Consider the following 17,218-nt stretch of genomic DNA (forward strand, 5'->3'; position numbering starts at 1 on the left):
GTTTTATTGATCGGTCGATTGAAAAAATCTTTTTTACCCGGTCATGGATTATCGTTATAAGGAGCGCCAACGGCAGTCTTAGCCCGGAGTGAACCTTATGAGCACTGGCAAAGAACAACTGGAAGTGGAAGACGACCTCGTTGAATCGGATGACGATGGGGCGGAGACGCCTGTGGCAGAGGTCGCCAAGACCAATTTGAGCAAACGCCGTACCATCGACAATCTTCTGGAAGAACGACGCTTGCAAAAACAACTGGCCGATTACGACTTCGATCTCTGATTGAGAGGTCGACGGCCGGAAGCCTCCCTGACGGAGGCTTTTTTCTGCCGGTTGCCCGGGCAACACGCGGTGGCGTCCCCTCCTCTATACCAAGCCGTTACGCTGTGCCAGTTCGATCAGGTCGACGAGAGAGCGGGCGTTGAGCTTGAGCAGCAAACGCGTCTTGTAGGTGCTGACGGTCTTGTTGCTGAGGAACATGCCGTCGGCAATCTCCTTGTTGGTCCTGCCCCGGGCCAACTGCTGCAATACCATCATTTCTCGGCCGGACAGACGCTCGACCATATCGGCCTCACTGGCATTGCCCATGGTGGAGCGTACCGAGTTGAGCGCCTGGTTCGGGAAGTAGCTGTAGCCCGACAAGACGGCCTTGATCGCACTCAGTAACTCGGTCAGGTCCTGTTGCTTGCACACATAGCCGGCAGCCCCCGCCTGCATGCAGCGCATGGAAAAATGACCAGGGGCCTGGGACGTCAGCACCAGCACCTTGAACGGTGCAGCCTGCTTGGTCGAAGACAGGCGGCAAATAACTTCCAGGCCATCAAGTTTGGGTATCCCAATATCCAGTATGACAATGTCCGGCATATGCTCCCGTGCAAGTTGCAACGCATCGACACCGTTATCGGTCTCGGCAACGACCTCATAACCATGACGTTCCATTAGCATACGCACAGCAAGACGAATGACGGGATGATCATCCACGATCAGCACTTTATTCATGAGAAAGTCCAATTTCGCTGTTCGAATTATTTAGAGCAAGCACAATAGCCTAGTCGTTTCCTAGTTGGCATAGCATTCCCCCCCAAGCAACAGCAAGCAGAGACCCACCCCACAGCGATAAAGGAATTACCCTACAAAAAAACGCCATCTCGGACTTATCAAGCTTTATGGATCCTTTCAGACCTTTCTGGGGACTTACATATTTTGAGTGAAATATCCATGGGATATCAGGGGTCGGGTAAACGTACCGCACGTAACTCTCAGGAAATGCCCCTTGCCTCTCGCCGTTGGCCGAGTGAACGAGCAGGAAAGATCCGGCTGTTTTAGTTCCATTTAACATATTCACTTACATCCTTAATTCTTACAGACTATTCAGCGCTTTATATATTCGCTGTATCTGCATGAGTGAATTTTCTGTAAGACCAGTTCCTACACAGGTGTAAAAAATTCATTCCCCCTACACACTTCCAACAACAGCCAATTCAAGTCCCCTGTTTGGGAAAGGTGGGGATGAAAAATATCAACATATGTTTAATCACTATAAACATCGCGACATTCTATAAAATACACCGGCAAAAAAAATGGCCCCTTGAACAAGGGGCCATTCTTCACGACAGGCTGAAACTTAGAACAACGAGCGACCTTTGTTGGCCGCAATGCGCATGCGCAATGCATTCAACTTGATAAAGCCTGCCGCGTCCGCCTGATTGTAGGCGCCGCCGTCTTCTTCGAAGGTGGCGATGTTGGCGTCGAACAGGGAATCATCAGATTTGCGACCGGTGACGATCACATTGCCCTTGTACAGCTTCAGGCGCACAACGCCGTTCACGTGGGCCTGGGACGCGTCGATCATCTGTTGCAGCATCAGGCGCTCAGGGCTCCACCAGTAGCCGGTGTAGATCAGGCTGGCGTACTTCGGCATCAGCTCGTCTTTGAGGTGAGCGACTTCGCGGTCCAGGGTGATGGACTCGATGGCGCGGTGAGCGCGCAGCATGATGGTGCCGCCTGGGGTTTCGTAGCAGCCACGGGACTTCATGCCCACGTAACGGTTCTCGACGATGTCGAGGCGGCCGATACCGTGTTCGCCACCGATACGGTTCAGCGTCGCCAAAACGGTGGCCGGGGTCATTTCAACGCCGTCCAACGCGACAATGTCGCCGTTGCGGTAGGTCAGTTCCAGGTATTGCGGCTTGTCGGGAGCGTTCTCCGGGGAGACGGTCCACTTCCACATGTCTTCTTCGTGCTCGGTCCAGGTGTCTTCCAGCACGCCGCCTTCATAGGAGATGTGCAGCAGGTTGGCGTCCATCGAGTACGGGGACTTCTTCTTGCCATGACGCTCGATCGGGATCGCGTGCTTTTCAGCGTAATCCATCAGCTTTTCACGGGACAGCAGGTCCCATTCACGCCAAGGCGCGATCACTTTCACGCCTGGCTTGAGCGCGTAGGCGCCCAGCTCGAAACGTACCTGGTCGTTGCCCTTGCCGGTGGCGCCATGGGAAATGGCGTCGGCGCCGGTTTCGTTGGCGATTTCGATCAGGCGCTTGGCGATCAGCGGACGTGCGATGGAGGTACCCAGCAGGTACTCGCCTTCGTAGACGGTGTTGGCGCGAAACATCGGGAAGACGAAATCGCGGACGAACTCTTCGCGCAGGTCGTCAATGTAGATCTCTTTCACGCCCATGGCTTGCGCCTTGGCACGTGCAGGTTCGACCTCTTCGCCCTGACCCAGGTCAGCGGTGAAGGTCACCACTTCACAGTTATAAGTATCCTGCAGCCACTTGAGGATCACCGAAGTGTCCAGGCCGCCGGAATACGCGAGAACGACCTTGTTTACGTCGGCCATGCCATCACTCCACGGGGTTGTACGGAAAGGCGTCGATTCTACCGACCAAAACCGTGGATTTACAGGGGCGCGACAGCAAATGAAGATAAAGCGACAGATTATGTCGAGAGGGCGACCGATGGTCGCACCTTAGGCTGCACGTTATGACGTGTGTGCAGGGTTGCTCGGGCCGCTGGCCTGGGGCGCCGGTTTCTCGGGGGCTGCGACGCGTTCGAGCTGAATATTCACCCGACGATTGCGCGCGCGATTGGCCGCATTGGTATTAGGCGCCAGCGGGTAGCTTTCGCCGTGGAAACGCAAGGTGATCTGCGATTCCGGAATACCGTTGGCCTTCAAGTAATCCATCACCGCCAAGCCACGGCGACGCGAGACGTCACGGTTGGTCAGGCGGTTGCCGCCGTTGTCCGAATGGCCGTTCAACTCGATATGGTTGACGGTGGGGTCGGCCTTCATGAACGCGAGAATCACGTCGAGTTTCTTCTTGGCCGCCGCGTCCAGTTCGATACCGCCACCCGGGAACCCGACTTCGGTCTGCTTGACCTGGTCGTAATTCATCGGCAACAGCTTGGTGGTGCACAGCTGGTAGTCGTTGTAGGCCTTGTTGAATTTCACCGGCAATAAGCGGATTTCCGAATAGCCGCCCTCACGCCCGTAGTGTCGGACGGTCGGGCTGCGCCCTTCCAGCAACCCCGTAAACAGGCGCCCGGCCTGGGCTTGGGAGCTGTTGAACAAGACGTCGCCACTGCCGGCACGCACGGCGCCGAGGTTGATATCACCTCGGCCCGGCTGCCAAGGGGCGGCAGCCGCCAACAACGTGGCCGAGCCCACACCCAGCGAGCCGTTATAGGCTTTCAGGCGAAACGTCGCCTGCTCGCCGGCCCGACGCACGAACTCACCCGAGCCGAAGTCGGTGATCGGTTGGGTCAGGCGGCACTCGAACTGATCGCCTTCTACCTTCCACTCAATATTCTCCAGACGTGTCTGGAACGTGAGGGCCATCGCAGGCAGGCTGGCGAACACACTGAGCAGGGCTAGATAATGCTGGCGCACGGGAGGCTCCACTGGTTTCTACAACACTTCAAAGCGTCATACATCGATAAGGCATACAAAAGGCTATCGGTTGCATCCTGCAAAACTTGATAGCGAGTGCCTGCAAGAGTCTTTTCCGGTAGCATTCCCACCAGATTGACCCGCCTGGAATCCCCAATGTCCGACCGCCTGACCCTGCTGCGTCCCGACGACTGGCATATTCATCTTCGCGATGGTGCTGCGTTACCCCACACCGTGGCCGATGTAGCGCGCACCTTTGGCCGCGCCATCATCATGCCTAACCTGGTACCTCCGGTGCGTAACGCCGAGCAAGCCGACGCCTATCGCCAGCGTATCCTCGCTGCGCGGCCGGCCGGCAGCCGCTTCGAACCGTTGATGGTGCTCTACCTCACCGACCGCACCCAGCCCGAAGAAATTCGTGAGGCCAAGGCCAGCGGTTTCGTGCACGCCGCCAAGCTGTACCCGGCCGGCGCGACCACCAACTCCGATTCCGGCGTGACCAGTATCGACAAGATCCTGCCGGCCATCGAAGCCATGGCGGAAGTCGGCATGCCGCTGCTGATCCACGGTGAAGTCACCCGTGGCGACGTGGACGTGTTCGATCGCGAGAAGATCTTCATCGACGAGCATATGCGCCGTGTGGTCGAGCTGTTCCCGACCCTCAAGGTCGTGTTCGAGCACATCACCACCGCCGATGCCGTGCAGTTCGTTACCGAGGCCTCGGCCAACGTCGGCGCGACGATCACCGCGCATCACCTGCTGTACAACCGCAACCACATGCTGGTGGGCGGGATTCGGCCGCACTTCTATTGCTTGCCGATCCTCAAGCGCAACACCCACCAGGTGGCCTTGCTGGATGCGGCGACCAGCGGCAATCCGAAGTTTTTCCTCGGCACCGACTCGGCACCCCACGCCCAGCACGCAAAAGAAGCCGCGTGCGGCTGTGCCGGTTGCTATACCGCGTTTGCCGCCATCGAGCTGTATGCCGAAGCATTCGAACAGCGCAACTCGCTGGACAAGCTCGAAGGCTTCGCCAGCCTCAATGGCCCGCGCTTCTACGGCCTGCCGGCGAATACCGACCGCATCACCCTGGTCCGTGAAGACTGGACCGCCCCTGCCAGCCTGCCGTTTGGCGAGCTGACTGTTATCCCGCTGCGCGCCGGTGAAACACTGCGCTGGCGCCTGCTGGAGGAAAGCAAGTGAGTGAAGACCATTACGATGACGAACACGAGCACAGTGGTGGCGGTTCCCGTCACCCGATGGCCGAGCGGTTCCGCGGCTATCTGCCGGTTGTCATCGACGTAGAAACCGGTGGTTTCAACTGCGCCACCGACGCGCTGCTGGAAATCGCGGCGACCACCATCGGCATGGACGAACAGGGTTTTGTGTTCCCGGAACACACCCACTTCTTTAGGGTGGAGCCATTCGAAGGCGCCAACATCGAAGCCGCTGCCCTGGAGTTCACCGGGATCAAGCTCGATCACCCGCTGCGCATGGCGGTGAGTGAAGAAGCGGCACTGACCGATATCTTCCGTGGCGTGCGCAAGGCGTTGAAGGCCAATGGCTGCAAACGCGCGATCCTGGTCGGCCATAACAGCAGCTTCGACCTGGGCTTCCTGAATGCCGCCGTGGCGCGGCTGGACATGAAGCGTAACCCGTTTCACCCGTTCTCCAGCTTCGACACCGCGACCCTCGCTGGCCTGGCTTATGGCCAGACCGTACTGGCGAAGGCCTGCCAAGCGGCTGGAATCGACTTTGACGGTCGCGAGGCGCACTCGGCCCGCTACGACACCGAGAAGACTGCCGAGCTGTTCTGCGGCATCGTCAACCGTTGGAAGCAGATGGGCGGCTGGGAAGACTTCAACGACTAACAGCGCTTTTGTGGTGAGCGGACTTACTGTGGTGAAGGGGCTTGTTGTGGTGAGCGGGCTTGCCCCGCGCTGGGCTGCGCAGCAGCCCCAATCCAGGGAGCGCATTTATTCAGCTAGACCTCGCAGGCAGGTTTTAGGGCTGCTTCGCAGCCCAGCGCGGGGCAAGCCCGCTCACCACACCAAGCCCGCTCACCACAAAAAGCACGCTTGCCCCAGGGGCTTTTCCTCCACATAAAAAAACCGGCCCTTTCACAGGCCGGTTTTTTTGTACCTCGACTCCGGCTTACAGCTTGCCAGCGTTCTCGGTCAGGTAAGCCGCAACACCTTCCGGCGAAGCGTTCATGCCTTTGTCGCCTTTTTTCCAGTTGGCAGGGCAGACTTCGCCGTGCTCTTCGTGGAATTGCAGGGCGTCGACCAGACGGATCAGCTCTTCCATGTTACGACCCAGTGGCAGGTCGTTGATGATCTGGGAGCGAACCACGCCTTTGTCGTCGATCAGGAACGCGCCACGGAAAGCCACGCCGCCTTCGGATTCAACGTCGTAAGCCTTGGCGATGTCGTGCTTCATGTCGGCAGCCATGGTGTATTTGACTTTGCCGATGCCGCCATCATTGATGGCGGTGTTGCGCCAAGCGTTGTGAGTGAAATGGGAGTCGATGGAAACGGCGACCACTTCAACGTTGCGCGCCTTGAAATCGTCCATGCGGTGGTCCAGGGCGATCAGCTCGGACGGGCAGACGAAGGTGAAGTCCAGCGGGTAGAAGAACACCAGGCCGTATTTGCCTTTGATGGCTTCAGACAGTTTGAAACTGTCAACGATTTCGCCATTGCCGAGGACGGCGGGTACGTCGAAATCCGGGGCTTGTTTGCCGACGAGTACGCTCATTGGATATCTCCTGATGTGAGGGTGACGATTGAAGTAAAAGGACCGGCCCGAGTCTGCCGTGTTTAAGCGACAGCCCTGTGACGCAGTCACGCTTCGTGAAGACCGACCATCATACACTGAAAAAACCGTTCGTCAGTGAGGGCGCGGTGCCAGCCAATACCCTACGAATCTACTTTGACAATCATTCTCGTTAACATTAAGATCCATCCCACTTAAGCCTTAAACCCGCGATGGTTCTCCCTTATGTATGTGTGCCTCTGTACTGGCGTCACCGACGGACAAATCCGCGAAGCAATCTATGAAGGTTGCTGCAGCTACAAGGAAGTGCGTGAAACCACCGGCGTTGCCAGCCAATGTGGCAAATGTGCTTGCCTCGCCAAGCAAGTGGTACGGGAAACCCTGACGCAGCTGCAGACAGCCCAGGCCGCGCTCCCCTATTCAGCAGAATTTACACACGCCTGATTGGGCGTGTTTTAAAGAACCGGACTTAACGTCCGGTTTTTTTATGCCCGCAATTCAATTAGTTAGCGCCAAGACGCGGAACACAAACATTCTTATTCCGATTAATTTTCATTTATTATTCAATAACTTAGGTTTGACACTAAGGAATTCGCCGCTCAAACTCCGCCTTATATACAGCTATTACAGGGCAGGACCCCAGTCATGAAAGGCGACATCTCAGTCATCCAGCAACTCAACAAAATCCTTGCCAATGAACTGGTCGCGATCAATCAGTACTTCCTGCATGCGCGCATGTATGACGATTGGGGCCTGGAAAAGCTCGGCAAGCGTGAATACAAAGAATCCATCAAGGCCATGAAAGACGCCGACGCGCTGATCAAGCGCATCCTGTTCCTGGAAGGCCTGCCGAACGTGCAGGACCTGGGCAAGCTGAACATCGGCGAGCACACCCAGGAAATGATCAGCAGCGACCTGGGTTTTGAGCGCAAGAGCCACAGCGACCTCAAGGCCGCCATTGCTCACTGCGAAACCAAAGGCGACTTCGGCAGCCGTGAGCTGCTGGAAGACATCCTGGAAGACCAGGAAGAACACATCGACTGGCTGGAAACCCAACTGGGCCTGATTGACAAAGTCAGCCTGGAAAACTACCTGCAATCGCAGATGGGCGAATAAGCCCCAGCACGCAGGTACAAAAAAGCCCCGCTCTCTTAGAGACGCGGGGCTTTTTATTGCACGGTTTTTTACAGAAGCATCAAGCGTTAGTCTTGGCTGCGGCGTTTGCCGCTGCTTCTTTGACCAGCGTTTGCAGCGAACCATCAGCGGCCATCTCAACGATGATGTCGCTACCGCCGACCAGCTCACCGGCTACCCACAGCTGTGGGAACGTAGGCCAGTTGGCGTACTTCGGCAGGTTGGCGCGGATTTCAGGGTTTTGCAGGATATCCACGTAAGCGAATTTCTCGCCACACGCCATGATGGCCTGGGACGCCTTCGCGGAGAAACCGCACTGAGGAGCGTTGGGCGCGCCCTTCATGTAAAGCAGAATGGTGTTGTTGGCAATCTGCTCTTTGATCGTTTCGATGATATCCATGGAACACCTCGGCTGGAACTTTGCGACTCACAGGTCGGCACGGTGGCGCATTGTAACGCAAAATTCCCGCGCGGTGCTCAGGCGGCTGCTACCTGCACGGGAACGCCGTTCAACGCAGCATTGCCCGATAACTCATCCAGCTGCCGCTCGTCGGTCAAGTCATTGGCACTCGCGCCTGGTTGTTCGCTGGCGATCGTCATCTGGACACCTGGGCGTCCATGCCCCCAACCGTGGGGCAGGCTGACCACGCCGGGCATCATGTCCAGGCTGGCCAGCACTTCCACTTCGATCATGCCGATGCGCGAGCTGACGCGCACACGCTGGCCATCGCTCAGTTGCCGACGGGCCAGGTCATCCGGATGCATCAACAATTGATGGCGCGGCTTGCCCTTCACGAGCCGGTGATAGTTATGCATCCAGGAATTATTGCTGCGCACATGGCGGCGGCCAATCAGCAGCAGTTCGTCGGCCACAGGCACCGGCTGCGCCGCAAACCGCGCCAGGTCGGCGAGGATCACCGCCGGCGCCGCTTGCACCTTGCCATCGGCGGTCTTCAAACGAGCGGCAAGGTTGGGCTGGAGCGGCCCGAGGTCCACGCCGTGGGGATGATCTGCCAGCATTGCCACGGACAGCTTATGGCTGGACGCGTCACCGTACACCCCGGCACGCAAGCCAAAGTCGATCATCTGTGCAGGCGGCAGGGTGGGTTTGAGCGCAACCCCCGTCTGCGCCGCGAACGCCTTGGCCAGGCCGACAAAAATCTCCCAGTCATGCAGCGCGCCTTCCGGCTTGGGCAAAATCGCGCGATTGAATCGCGTGACATTACGCACCGCGAACATATTGAACGTGGTGTCGTAGTGATCGTTTTCGAGCGCCGACGTGGACGGCAGGATCAGGTCGGCATAGCGCGTGGTTTCGTTGATATAAAGGTCGATGCTGACCATGAACTCCAGACCATCCAGCGCCTGTTCCAACTGGCGGCCGTTAGGCGTCGACAACACCGGATTACCGGCCACCGTCACCAATGCCCGGATTTGCCCTTCACCTTCGGTGAGCATTTCCTCAGCCAAGGCCGACACCGGCAGCTCCCCGCCGTACTCCGGGCGCCCGGAAACCCGGCTCTGCCAACGATTGAAATGCCCGCCGCCGGTCGCTGCCACCAAATCCACCGCCGGCGTGGTGCACAGCGCGCCACCGACACGGTCCAGATTGCCAGTCACCAGGTTGATCAATTGCACCAGCCAATGGCACAGCGTGCCGAACGCCTGGGTCGACACCCCCATGCGCCCGTAACACACCGCCTTGTCGGCGGCGGCAAAGTCCCGCGCCAGTTGGCGGATCTGTTCGGCAGGCACCGCACACTGGCGACTCATGGCCTCAGCGGTAAACCCTGCGATGGCGCGGCGTACATCCTCCAGGCCTTCAATGGGGAGATGGCTGTCGCGGGTCAGGTTTTCGCTGAACAAGGTGTTGAGCACCCCAAACAACAACGCCGCATCACCGCCTGGCCGCACGAACAGATGCTGATCGGCAATGGCTGCCGTCTCGCTGCGCCGGGGGTCGACCACCACCACTTTGCCGCCGCGTGCCTGAATCGCCTTGAGGCGCTTTTCCACATCCGGCACGGTCATGATGCTGCCGTTGGACGCCAGCGGGTTGCCCCCCAGGATCAGCATGAAGTCGGTGTGGTCGATGTCGGGGATTGGAAGCAACAGGCCATGGCCGTACATGAGGTAGCTGGTGAGGTGATGGGGTAACTGGTCCACCGAGGTCGCCGAAAACCGATTGCGCGTCTTCAACTGCCCCAGAAAATAGTTGCTGTGGGTCATCAGCCCATAGTTATGCACGCTGGGATTGCCCTGATACACCGCCACCGCATTCTGCCCATGCCGCGCCTGAATCCCCGCCAGCCGTTCGGCGATGAGGGCAAAGGCCTCGTCCCAGGCAATCGGCTGCCATTCGTTGCCCACCCGCCGCATGGGCTGGTGCAGGCGGTCGGGATCATTCTGGATGTCTTGCAGCGCGACGGCCTTGGGACAGATATGCCCACGGCTGAAACTGTCCTGGGCGTCGCCCTTGATCGAAGTGATCGCCAGGCTGCCGTCCTCAGCTTGGGTGGTTTCCAGCGTCAGGCCACAGATGGCTTCACACAGATGGCAGGCACGGTGGTGGAGAGTCTTGGTCATGGCCAGTCTCTTATCAGGGCTTTGGCCTAACTATGGCCCGCGGACGGCCAAGGCACCACCAACGTCAGTGCCGTGAATCGACAAGCATCAGGCCAGGCCATGGCTAAGCATGAGCAAATGTTTCAGAAACCTCGCAGGCGCGCGCTGAAACCGACGCAGCCTGGCCTGCAGCCGCCTCCGCACATTGCAAAAGGTTGCGACGCCAGTGTACAAATGAACCGCTGCTGTCTGGAATTCGTCTTCAAAAGCGCCTCGGCGCCCTGCTTGAACGCCCTTAAAAACCGTAGCCCTATTGGTAAGACGCGACATTTAATTATAAGATCGCGCCTTCCCCTATTTCGTCGCCCCGTGCGGCTTTCGCCGCAGGTCTCGCCCGTTGTCACAATAAACAAGGCTTTGAGTATCTGCGGTCTGTTGCAAAAGGTAGTTAATGATGAGCGCAAGGCACTTTCTCTCCCTGATGGATTGCACGCCCGAAGAGCTGGTCAGCGTGATCCGTCGAGGCATTGAGCTTAAAGACCTGCGTAACCGCGGCGTACTGTTCGAGCCTTTGAAAAACCGCGTGCTCGGGATGATTTTCGAGAAGTCGTCGACCCGCACCCGCGTGTCCTTCGAAGCCGGCATGATCCAACTGGGTGGCCAAGCCATCTTCTTGTCATCGCGTGATACCCAACTGGGCCGTGGCGAGCCTATCGCCGATAGCGCCAGGGTCATGTCACGCATGCTGGATGCGGTGATGATCCGTACCTTTGCCCACAGCACCGTGACCGAATTTGCCGCTCATTCGCGCGTTCCCGTCATCAACGGCCTGTCCGACGACCTGCACCCGTGCCAGTTGCTGGCCGACATGCAAACCTTCCTTGAGCACCGTGGCTCGATCCAGGGCAAGACCGTCGCCTGGATCGGTGATGGCAACAACATGTGCAACAGCTATATAGAAGCGGCGATCCAGTTCGACTTCCACCTGCGCGTCGCCTGCCCCGAAGGTTTTGAGCCCAGCGCCGAATTCCTCGCCAAGGCAGACGGTCGCGTACAACTGCTGCGCGATCCTAAGGACGCCGTTGTCGGCGCGCACCTGGTCAGCACCGACGTCTGGACCTCCATGGGCCAGGAAGACGAAACCGCCAAGCGCCTGGCCTTGTTTGCCCCGTACCAGGTCACCCGCGAACTGCTCGACCTGGCCGCGCCGGACGTACTGTTCATGCACTGCCTGCCCGCCCACCGTGGCGAGGAAATCAGCCTCGACCTGCTCGACGACCCACGTTCGGTCGCCTGGGACCAGGCTGAAAACCGCCTGCATGCGCAAAAGGCGTTGCTCGAATTTCTCGTCCCGCCGTCTTACCACCACGCATGAGCCATGAATTACTGCTGAACCTGCGCAATCTGGCATGCGGCTATCAAGATCAACGGGTGGTGCAGAACCTCAACCTGCACCTCAATGCGGGTGATATCGGTTGCCTGCTGGGCTCCTCGGGCTGCGGCAAAACCACCACCCTGCGCGCGATTGCCGGCTTTGAACCGGTGCACGAGGGCGAAATCAGCCTGGCCGGTGAAGTCATCTCGAGTGCCGGGTTCACCCTGGCACCGGAGAAACGTCGTATTGGCATGGTGTTTCAGGACTACGCGCTGTTTCCTCACCTCAGCGTCGCTGACAACATTGCCTTCGGCATTCGCAAACACCCGCGAAAAGACCGCGTGGTCGCTGAATTGCTCGAACTGGTAAACCTGAAGAACCTGGGCAAGCGTTTCCCCCATGAGCTTTCTGGTGGTCAGCAACAACGTGTAGCCCTCGCCCGCGCCCTGGCGCCGGAGCCCGCATTGCTGCTACTGGATGAACCCTTCTCCAACCTGGATGGCGAGCTGCGGCGCAAGCTCAGCCACGAGGTGCGCGACATCCTCAAGGCGCGCGGCACCAGTGCGATCCTGGTCACCCATGACCAGGAAGAAGCTTTTGCCGTCAGCGACCAGGTGGGTGTGTTCAAGGAAGGCCGGCTTGAGCAGTGGGACACGCCCTACAACCTGTATCACGAACCGCAGACACCCTACGTCGCGAGTTTTATCGGCCAGGGTTACTTCATTCGTGGCCAATTGAGCTCGCCGGAATCGGTCAGCACCGAACTGGGTGAGCTGCGCGGCAACCGTGCCTACACCTGGCCTACCGGCGGCGCGGTGGACGTGCTACTGCGCCCGGATGACATCGTCTACGCACCGGACAGCGCGTTGAAAGCACGGATCGTCGGCAAGACCTTCCTCGGTGCTTCGACGTTGTACCGCCTGCAACTGCCGACGGGCGCACAGTTGGAATCGATTTTCCCCAGCCATGCAGACCATCAGGTGGGCGCGGATGTGGGGATTCGGGTGGCGGCCGAACACTTGGTATTGTTCCAGGCGTCCGGCAGCACGGCGGCGCAGATTCCTCAGAGCGAGTCCGGCGTGCGGCGCCACAGCGCCGCTCACTGACGAAACCAGGTCAAACATGTGGGGGGGGCTTGCTGCCGATAGCGGTGTATCAGTCACAGATAAGCTGGCTGATAGACTGCCATCGGGAGCAAGCCCCCTCCCACATTGGACCTCGGTAGCCTTCGAAGGCGGGTCTCAGGCGCGACCAATCGGCGCGAACTTGGCCTGGGTATGCTCCGCCAGCACCACCGCCGGCAATTCAACCTCCAAGCCCCTCCTCCCCGCGCTCACAAAAATCGTTGCGAATGGCTGCGCCGTCACATCAATAAACGTGCGCAAACGCTTCTTCTGCCCCAGCGGGCTGATACCACCTAACAGATAGCCGGTGGAACGCTGCGCCGCTGCCGGGTCAGCCATTTCAACTTTCTTGACGCCTGCCGCGTGAGCCAGGGCTTTTAAATCCAGACTTCCGACGACCGGCACCACCGCCACCAACAATTCGCCCTTCTCGCTGCTGGCCAGCAAGGTCTTGAACACCTGCGCCGGGTCGAGGCCCAATTTTTCCGCGGCCTCCAGCCCATACGAAGCAGCCTTGGGATCATGTTCGTAACTGTGGATTCGATGTTCGGCGCGAACTTTTTTCAACAAATCCAATGCGGGGGTCATGACGTCTCCGGAGCGAGGCAAACAGATCGCCAATTCTAGGCCAAGCCCGCACAAAACGCTCTAGTCCGCCCACTCCTAAGGTGCACGTGTCATGTGACAAGTGTGATCATTCACCAGACCAATAGTTTGAAAGTGACCGACAGTTCACTTTCGACCTTTGACAGCCGTCATTCTTGTCTATATTTTTTCGTTTCCGAATACTGTAGGAATACACCTGCAGCATTCACGCAGTGAGCCGTGGCCGGGATGGGGATCCTTGCCAGGGTGAAAATCGCGCAACCGCCCGTTGAGGTCGTGCGCCAGACAAGAACAACAAATGAGGTTTTCCATGACAACTGCTCTTCAACAGCCTTCACTTTCGAGCCAATGCATGGCCGAATTCCTGGGGACTGCGCTTCTGATCTTCTTCGGTACAGGATGTGTCGCTGCGCTCAAGGTCGCGGGTGCCAGCTTTGGCTTGTGGGAGATCAGTATCATCTGGGGGGTCGGCGTCAGCATGGCGATCTACCTGAGCGCCGGTATTTCCGGAGCCCACCTCAACCCGGCTGTCAGCATCGCGTTGTGTATTTTCGCCGACTTCGAAAAACGCAAACTGCCCTTCTATATCCTCGCCCAGATCGCTGGCGCCTTCTGCTCGGCGGCCTTGGTGTACACGCTCTACAGCAATCTGTTTTTCGATTACGAACAAACTCACCACATGGTGCGCGGCTCCCAAGCCAGCTTGGAGTTGGCGTCGGTGTTCTCCACCTACCCCCATGCGCTGCTGAGCACTGCCCAGGCGTTCCTGGTGGAAATGGTCATCACCGCCATCCTGATGGGCGTAATCATGGCCCTTACCGATGACAACAACGGTCTGCCACGCGGCCCATTGGCCCCGCTGCTGATCGGCCTGTTGATTGCCGTGATCGGCAGCGCCATGGGCCCGCTGACGGGCTTTGCGATGAACCCGGCGCGGGATTTCGGGCCCAAGCTGATGACCTTTTTCGCGGGCTGGGGTGAAATGGCCTTTACTGGCGGTCGTGACATTCCTTACTTCCTGGTACCGATTTTTGCACCGATCGTCGGCGCATGCCTCGGCGCCGCAGCGTATCGCGGGCTGATTGCCCGTCACCTGCCGAGCGCCGCACCTGCTATAGCTGAAGAAACACCTGACACGGCTGTCAACGGCAAGACGCGTATTTCCTGATACCGCCGGCCGGGCCCGCACTGCCCCTTTGCGGACCCGGCTGATTCCTTACTTCCTTATTTTCCGTCTAAGGCAATCGACATGACCGACATTCAGAATAAGAACTACATCATTGCCCTCGATCAGGGCACCACCAGTTCCCGCGCGATCATCTTCGATCGCGACGCCAACGTGGTCTGCACCGCCCAGCGTGAATTCACTCAGCATTACCCGCAAGCGGGCTGGGTCGAGCATGACCCGATGGAAATCTTCGCGACCCAGAGCGCAGTGATGGTCGAAGCGCTGGCGCAGGCCGGCCTGCACCATGACCAGGTCGCCGCCATCGGCATCACCAACCAGCGTGAAACCACCGTAGTGTGGGACAAAGTCACCGGCCGCCCGATCTACAACGCGATCGTCTGGCAATGCCGCCGCAGCACTGAGATCTGCCAGCAGCTCAAACGCGACGGCCACGAGCAATACATCAATGACACCACCGGCCTGGTCACCGACCCGTACTTCTCCGGCACCAAGCTCAAGTGGATCCTCGACAACGTCGAAGGCAGCCGCGAGCGTGCGCGTAACGGTGAACTGCTGTTCGGCACCATCGACAGCTGGCTGATCTGGAAATTTACCGGCGGCAAGACCCACGTCACCGACTACACCAACGCCTCGCGCACCATGCTCTTCAACATCCACACGCTGGAGTGGGATGCGAAGATGCTGGAGATCCTCGACGTACCGCGCGAAATGCTGCCGGAAGTGAAGTCGTCCTCGGAAATCTACGGCCGTACCAAAAGCGGCATCGCCATCGGCGGCATCGCGGGTGACCAACAGGCTGCGCTGTTCGGCCAGATGTGCGTCGAAGCCGGCCAAGCCAAGAACACCTACGGCACCGGTTGCTTCCTGCTGATGAACACCGGCGACAAAGCGGTGAAATCCAACCACGGCATGCTCACCACCATCGCCTGCGGCCCGCGTGGCGAAGTGGCGTACGCCCTGGAAGGCGCGGTATTCAACGGCGGCTCCACCGTACAGTGGTTGCGTGACGAGCTGAAGATCATCGCCGATGCCACCGACACCGAATACTTCGCCGGCAAGGTCAAGGACAGCAACGGCGTGTATCTGGTCCCGGCCTTCACCGGCCTGGGCGCTCCGTACTGGGACCCCTACGCCCGTGGCGCGTTGTTCGGCCTGACCCGTGGCGTACGCGTGGATCACATCATTCGTGCCGCCCTGGAGTCGATTGCCTACCAGACCCGCGATGTACTGGACGCCATGCAGCAGGATTCGGGCGAACGCCTCAAGGCCCTGCGCGTGGACGGCGGCGCGGTGGCCAACAACTTCCTCATGCAGTTCCAGGCCGACATCCTCGGCACCCAGGTCGAGCGCCCGCAAATGCGCGAAACCACCGCATTGGGCGCGGCCTACCTGGCCGGCTTGGCGTGCGGCTTCTGGGGCAGCCTGGATGAGTTGCGCGGCAAGGCGGTGATCGAGCGCGAGTTCGAACCGCAGCTGGACGAGGGCGCCAAGGAGAAGCTCTACGCCGGCTGGCAAAAAGCGGTCAGCCGCACCCGTGACTGGGAGCCGCACGAAGGCGCTGAATAAGCCAACGTCAGGTTGTAACTGGCAGGGAGCGGATTCCTGCGTCATCATGGGCCACTTTTGTATGGCAGCCCAAAGGACGCCCCATGAATCTGCCTCCCCGCCAACAACAAATCCTCGAGCTGGTCCGCGAACGCGGCTACGTCAGTATCGAGGAAATGGCGCAGCTGTTCGTTGTCACCCCGCAAACCATCCGCCGCGATATCAACCAGCTGGCGGACGCCAATCTGCTGCGCCGCTACCACGGCGGCGCGGCCTATGACTCCAGTGTCGAAAACACCGCGTACGCCATGCGTGCCGACCAGATGCGCGACGAGAAACAGCGCATCGGCGAAGCCATCGCCGCGCAAATCCCTGATCACGCCTCGCTGTTCATCAATATCGGCACCACCACCGAATCCATCGCGCGTGCGTTGCTCAACCACAACCACCTGAAAATCATCACCAACAACCTCAACGTCGCCACCATGCTCAGCGCCAAGGACGACTTCGATGTGTTGTTGACCGGCGGCAATGTGCGCCGTGATGGCGGTGTGGTGGGCCAGGCGAGTGTCGACTTCATCAACCAGTTCAAGGTCGACTTTGCCTTGGTGGGCATCAGCGGGATCGATGAAGACGGTAGCCTGCTGGATTTCGACTACCAGGAAGTGCGGGTTTCCCAGGCGATTATCGCCAATGCCCGTCAGGTGATCCTGGCGGCGGACTCGAGCAAATTCGGGCGCAACGCCATGATTCGCTTGGGGCCGATCAGTTTGGTGGATTGTCTGGTGACCGATCAACAGCCGGTGCCAGCGCTGGTGCAATTGTTGAATGAGCATAAGGTCAGATTGGAAGTAGTGTGACCTGTAGTGAGCGGGCTTGCCCCGCGCTGGGTGGCGAAGCCGCCCCAATAAGGCCACCGCAGTGCATCTGAGCGACGGCGACGCCTGGGTTTAGGGCGGCTTCGCCACCCAGCGCGGGGCAAGCCCGCTCACTACAAAAGTAGCTCCACCCCCCA

17 protein-coding genes are annotated in these 17,218 nt (G+C 59.0%); 10 read left to right on the top strand and 7 right to left on the bottom strand.

The genetic code is table 11. The features are described from left to right. Positions 1-97: 97 nt before the first annotated feature. On the top strand, positions 98-280 hold the full coding sequence (locus tag BM403_RS05540) for a PA3496 family putative envelope integrity protein (protein ID WP_012722492.1): 183 nt from the start codon (positions 98-100) through the stop codon (positions 278-280). Positions 281-364: 84 nt separating this feature from the next. On the opposite strand, the gene BM403_RS05545 is transcribed toward BM403_RS05540, so the two are convergent. The 3 genes from BM403_RS05545 to BM403_RS05555 form a co-directional block, all read right to left on the bottom strand. Next, complete coding sequence (locus BM403_RS05545; protein ID WP_012722491.1) at positions 365-997, bottom strand: response regulator transcription factor; 633 nt, start codon at positions 995-997, stop codon at positions 365-367. 625 nt (positions 998-1,622) lie between these two features. Continuing rightward, a complete protein-coding gene (locus tag BM403_RS05550; protein ID WP_012722490.1) occupies positions 1,623-2,840 on the bottom strand; it encodes an argininosuccinate synthase in 1,218 nt (405 codons plus the stop codon). A 141-nt stretch (positions 2,841-2,981) separates the two neighbouring features. Then, positions 2,982-3,890 (bottom strand): flagellar protein MotY, encoded by a 909-nt coding sequence (locus BM403_RS05555; RefSeq protein ID WP_012722489.1) that lies wholly within the window; start codon positions 3,888-3,890, stop codon positions 2,982-2,984. Between the two features lie 156 nt (positions 3,891-4,046). On the opposite strand from BM403_RS05555, the gene pyrC reads away from it, so the two are divergent. Together pyrC and rnt are read left to right on the top strand one after the other, a co-directional pair. Continuing rightward, entirely contained in the window at positions 4,047-5,093 is a 1,047-nt protein-coding gene (pyrC, locus tag BM403_RS05560) for a dihydroorotase (RefSeq protein WP_093541996.1), read from the top strand. Continuing rightward, positions 5,090-5,761: a ribonuclease T gene (gene rnt / locus BM403_RS05565; protein WP_010564138.1), complete on the top strand. Its 672-nt coding sequence runs from the start codon at positions 5,090-5,092 to the stop codon at positions 5,759-5,761. Before pyrC ends, rnt begins: the two co-directional genes overlap by 4 nt. A gap of 283 nt (positions 5,762-6,044) precedes the next feature. Here the strand turns inward: rnt and BM403_RS05570 are convergent, their stop codons facing one another. Continuing rightward, complete coding sequence (locus tag BM403_RS05570; protein WP_003172097.1) at positions 6,045-6,647, bottom strand: peroxiredoxin; 603 nt, start codon at positions 6,645-6,647, stop codon at positions 6,045-6,047. Between the two features lie 243 nt (positions 6,648-6,890). Here BM403_RS05570 and BM403_RS05575 point away from each other — a divergent pair, with 243 nt between their 5' ends. After that, positions 6,891-7,109 carry a bacterioferritin-associated ferredoxin gene (locus BM403_RS05575; protein WP_010564137.1) on the top strand — a complete coding sequence of 73 codons (219 nt, stop codon included), beginning with the start codon at positions 6,891-6,893 and terminating at the stop codon, positions 7,107-7,109. A 201-nt stretch (positions 7,110-7,310) separates the two neighbouring features. Next, positions 7,311-7,781 carry a bacterioferritin gene (gene bfr / locus BM403_RS05580; protein WP_012722487.1) on the top strand — a complete coding sequence of 157 codons (471 nt, stop codon included), beginning with the start codon at positions 7,311-7,313 and terminating at the stop codon, positions 7,779-7,781. A gap of 79 nt (positions 7,782-7,860) precedes the next feature. Here bfr and grxD read toward each other — a convergent pair whose 3' ends face one another. Further along, the gene (gene grxD, locus BM403_RS05585; protein ID WP_012722486.1) at positions 7,861-8,199 is read right to left on the bottom strand and encodes a Grx4 family monothiol glutaredoxin; all 339 of its coding nucleotides are present in this window, start codon (positions 8,197-8,199) and stop codon (positions 7,861-7,863) included. Between the two features lie 77 nt (positions 8,200-8,276). Next, positions 8,277-10,385, bottom strand: coding sequence for a molybdopterin oxidoreductase family protein (locus BM403_RS05590; RefSeq protein ID WP_093541998.1), 2,109 nt, complete (start codon positions 10,383-10,385; stop codon positions 8,277-8,279). A 433-nt stretch (positions 10,386-10,818) separates the two neighbouring features. On the opposite strand from BM403_RS05590, the gene argF reads away from it, so the two are divergent. Then, positions 10,819-11,739 (top strand): ornithine carbamoyltransferase, encoded by a 921-nt coding sequence (gene argF / locus BM403_RS05600; protein WP_012722484.1) that lies wholly within the window; start codon positions 10,819-10,821, stop codon positions 11,737-11,739. After that, complete coding sequence (locus BM403_RS05605; RefSeq protein WP_012722483.1) at positions 11,736-12,845, top strand: ABC transporter ATP-binding protein; 1,110 nt, start codon at positions 11,736-11,738, stop codon at positions 12,843-12,845. The genes argF and BM403_RS05605 overlap by 4 nt, the downstream gene beginning before the upstream one ends. A 135-nt stretch (positions 12,846-12,980) precedes the next feature. On the opposite strand, the gene ybaK is transcribed toward BM403_RS05605, so the two are convergent. Next, the gene (gene ybaK, locus BM403_RS05610; protein WP_012722482.1) at positions 12,981-13,451 is read right to left on the bottom strand and encodes a Cys-tRNA(Pro) deacylase; all 471 of its coding nucleotides are present in this window, start codon (positions 13,449-13,451) and stop codon (positions 12,981-12,983) included. Positions 13,452-13,779: 328 nt separating this feature from the next. On the opposite strand from ybaK, the gene BM403_RS05615 reads away from it, so the two are divergent. From BM403_RS05615 to BM403_RS05625, 3 genes are all read left to right on the top strand, one after another. Next, positions 13,780-14,637, top strand: a complete 858-nt coding sequence (locus tag BM403_RS05615; RefSeq protein ID WP_012722481.1) for an MIP/aquaporin family protein — start codon at positions 13,780-13,782, stop codon at positions 14,635-14,637. 81 nt (positions 14,638-14,718) lie between these two features. Further along, complete coding sequence (gene glpK / locus BM403_RS05620; RefSeq protein ID WP_046034437.1) at positions 14,719-16,224, top strand: glycerol kinase GlpK; 1,506 nt, start codon at positions 14,719-14,721, stop codon at positions 16,222-16,224. An 83-nt stretch (positions 16,225-16,307) separates the two neighbouring features. Then, on the top strand, positions 16,308-17,063 hold the full coding sequence (locus tag BM403_RS05625; RefSeq protein ID WP_017526345.1) for a DeoR/GlpR family transcriptional regulator: 756 nt from the start codon (positions 16,308-16,310) through the stop codon (positions 17,061-17,063). Positions 17,064-17,218: the final 155 nt, after the last annotated feature.

This window comes from Pseudomonas sp. OV546 (assembly GCF_900116845.1).
Taxonomy (GTDB): domain Bacteria; phylum Pseudomonadota; class Gammaproteobacteria; order Pseudomonadales; family Pseudomonadaceae; genus Aquipseudomonas; species Aquipseudomonas petroselini.